Source organism: Sulfurovum sp. (assembly GCF_041562805.1).
Taxonomy (GTDB): domain Bacteria; phylum Campylobacterota; class Campylobacteria; order Campylobacterales; family Sulfurovaceae; genus Sulfurovum.
Window position 1 is genome coordinate 1 of sequence record NZ_JBFFOH010000214.1, and the last position, 3,483, is coordinate 3,483.

Below are 3,483 nucleotides of genomic sequence, written 5' to 3' on the forward strand. Positions count from 1 at the left end.
AAAAGCGGCCATAGCCAGCTCTATTTTGTCGCGTTTTCCGATAACGACCTTTTCGATCTCATCGATGATGGCATGGATCAGTATATGACTCTCTTGCAAGCTTTTACCTTAGTATTTATATGAGAATAAGCATAACACAAAAGAGTTAAGTCTCGTCATCAGGAGACATCTGATTCTTAGTAATGGCATCGAAATATCGCACAACTCAAGAAACAATGCCCTGTTTAGGAGTCAAATGAAGGGTCAAACGGTAAAGTTCGAAAAAGCCCCTTCGACACTCAAGACACTTTTATAGCGGGTCTGTGTCAGTCTCACCCGCTTCGTCTTTAAGTCACAAACGGCAATACGATAGTTCGACCCCATGTACGGCTCGACAATACAGATAATCTTGTCGTCAAGTTGACGGGTCGCATGAATGTTGCCCTCAAGAGAGGGAAAGAAATATTTCGGATAACTCAACGGTGTAATCTCAACGATCTCGACACTTTTTCGTTCATCAAGGCTATCGGCGATAAGGCTGGCATCGTCGTAGTTGTCAAAATGAACACACCAGTCATCAAACACTTTGTTAAAATGGTCCAGGTCTTCATCTAAAAAGCCGTCCGCGGGCGATTGTAAAGCGAAGACACTCATAAAACAGGCCTTAAAAAGAGTTCCGAAGATAAAAGCATAGCAACGTCGTGTTTTCCATGATCATATTCTTTTAGAATTATATTACATGACTCTTTCAACTTGTCATATGCAGGTCAAAGTCTTGACAATATACTTTGTCAATCGGGGGAAAATGGATGAAACGGCATTGTGATTGCACGTATTGTCATCCCGGCAGAGGGAATTGGTATCAGTGGACCCTAAATCTTTCTATATTTCTTCTGTAAGCATGTGCATCTTTATGGATACAATAGAATAACACGTCTTTTTGAGCGTTAAATCAAACCATATTTTTTTAATTACACTCAGGACATATCATCAGTGTATTGAACTCTATGTTGTAATTACATAGTCCATTATAAAGTCCCCGTTTGTCAAGAAAACAATCTGCTGTTGTCTTTACTAAACAGATGGTGCTTTCAGCTTAAAAGCACCATTGATCTTTATGCCATTAATAATGAAGTCCCACACCAAAAGACAACGTTCCCGGCCCATAGTTATAGGTAGATGTCAAAGTCAGATATTTATAACTCAATTCGGCACGTAATGGAATACCCAAACCGTGATCTGCCTTTGAGTTTACAGTTTCAAGATCCATTGGGGAATTTAAAAGAGATACGGTCGCTTGTTGCTCATACAAACGAATATCTGCAAGCATAACACCGCCTGAAAGCACAAGACCATTATTAAACCCTGACCAAAAACCCACACCGGCACTTGCCCCCTGAGTGACTTGACTAGATAGGAAAAAGGCGTTACCACCATTATCTACACGATAATAAACAGGATCATCTGAGCTCTGATAGTAATAATCAACCCATACAGTCATCCCATTGACAGGTGCATTTGGATTTAAAGTCCAATAGTTGGCACTGCTGACTGTGAAGCCAGAAAATGTCCCATTTGGTGAGGTCAAAAGATAGTACTCATTGTTTTCAATACTGTGTTCACTTTTTGAGATGGTAATAGTGTGGCCTGTTTCAAGATCAAAATCAAGAAATTGAGCAGCAAAAGCACCCCCTACACTGATAACAGCCATGGTGGTTCCAATGTAGGAATATTCAAAATCTGTATTAGTGCCGGTATCATTAGGCAGTGCGACTACAGCCAAGGCGCCAAATAGTGCCACAACCAATGCCCAGCCAACAGGTTCAGGGATTTTTGCACCTGAATTAGCATAAGCAGTAGCTAACCCTGTAAGATTATTGGCAAGTTGTTGTTCATTCGCTCTTTGTGCAAGCTCGTAACTGTCTATTTCACTTTGTAGCGCTTCACGCTTTTCCTGTTCTCTCCGCGCATCTGCTTGCATCTTTTCTTGAATAGCATCGCTTTGACGTTGATTTTCTATCTCTTGTTGAGTATATCTTTCTTGCTGAGCATATCTTCGCTGTTCGTCCAGTCGGCGTTGTTCCTGAGCGCTTTGTTCTCTCTGTCGTTCTTGTTGGATCTGTCTCTCTCTCTGCTGTTGCTCACGAAGTGCATTGTAACTATTCTGATTGTTAAAAGAATTACCATCTCCTACCGTTGCACTACTGGCAGTTGGGACGACCCCGTTCTTTTGAGACAAACCTTTTTTGATCTCTTTTTCCAGGTCATAATCTCGGCTGTTAATGTATAAGACTGGGTTCAAAAGTTTTAAGAAGTGGATGGTATCTTCTTTTGAGAACTCTTTGCCTAGTCCAAGATGATTTGTCAAACTGTATGTATCAGAATAACAACCTGCAGCATTAAAGTTAGTGATGTTTGAATATTCAATATGTCCTAAATCAAAATTACTATTATAAATATCACCTTCTAAAACCGTATAGCCTTTTGCACTTGTCTTACTCGAAGAGTATCGGTTTAAATCATATAATTTGTCTTCATATCTATATTTTGTATTTTTCGTTTTTATATTAACGATCAGATTTGGATCGCCATAACAATTTTTAATGACATATGTAACATCTGCCACACCCACATAGCCGTTTTTTCCATCTTGTGGCTGGAATGGAGTGTGCAAAGTAGTACTTGCTGACAACATTGAAACCAACATTGTAAAGATAAGCAAAAATTTCATTTTTAACCTTTTTAATATTTTCTGTTGAAACCCTAACTTAAAAATGTCAAAAAACGTCAAATTAGTACATTTTCAAATATTTATAATAAGATTTAGTATAAAGAAGTGTCCATTATGTTTGACATAGGTTTTCGCTTCTCTAAACCTTTAGAACTTGTCGAAGAGGATCGAATAAGCACTGTAGCCACGATACTGCAACAAGATCTGTCCTATAGACCAAAATAGAGTAACTATTAATCTAAAAAATATTTTTGTGAGACAATCAGTAAAATCACGCTGAATTTACTGCTGACACTATTTTATTTTCTGGGTTAAAAACGAGCCGAACGGAACCATTATGTACGAAAAGGCAGGAAGAGAAAAGAAACAACACCGCGATTGCAGGTGCATTTGTAGGCTATTCTCCTGTACTTTATGAAATAACATATGTCAGGTAAATCAAAATCGGTATGACAAATAAGCTGTTTGTTGCATACTAAGAAAATCGTTTTTAAAAAATATAAGCGTTAGATGTTTGGGAAATAATTTGTAGTTTTAATGGTGCACCCAGAGCGATTCGAACGCCCGACCGCTGGTACCGAAACTCTGTATGCTATCTAGTTTGTTGTGTCTATTTCTGCACAAACATCAACCGCATTCGGCGGATAAAAAGTACCCCTAGAGCAAGTGCCAGGATCTTGAAGTCGATCTCGCTGCCCATGTGCAGCGCTTGAAATGCGTCGCTTTGGGTCGCTTCTGCACCGAGTCGCTGCATCTCCAGGATCTTAGGGGTG

2 protein-coding genes are annotated in these 3,483 nt (G+C 39.3%); both read right to left on the minus strand.

Annotated features, from left to right (window positions below):
• Positions 1–243: 243 nt before the first annotated feature.
• Positions 244–633, minus strand: coding sequence for a hypothetical protein (locus ABYK33_RS14730; protein WP_373034060.1), 390 nt, complete (start codon positions 631–633; stop codon positions 244–246).
• Between the two features lie 469 nt (positions 634–1,102).
• Positions 1,103–2,710: a hypothetical protein gene (locus tag ABYK33_RS14735; protein WP_373034061.1), complete on the minus strand. Its 1,608-nt coding sequence runs from the start codon at positions 2,708–2,710 to the stop codon at positions 1,103–1,105.
• Positions 2,711–3,483 lie beyond the last annotated feature (773 nt).

Excerpts from the sequence above, each read along its gene's own strand:
- ABYK33_RS14730 (WP_373034060.1), bottom strand. The coding sequence starts at position 633 with ATGAGTGTCTTCGCTTTACAATCGCCCGCGGACGGCTTTTTAGATGAA.
- ABYK33_RS14735 (WP_373034061.1), bottom strand. The coding sequence starts at position 2,710 with ATGAAATTTTTGCTTATCTTTACAATGTTGGTTTCAATGTTGTCAGCA.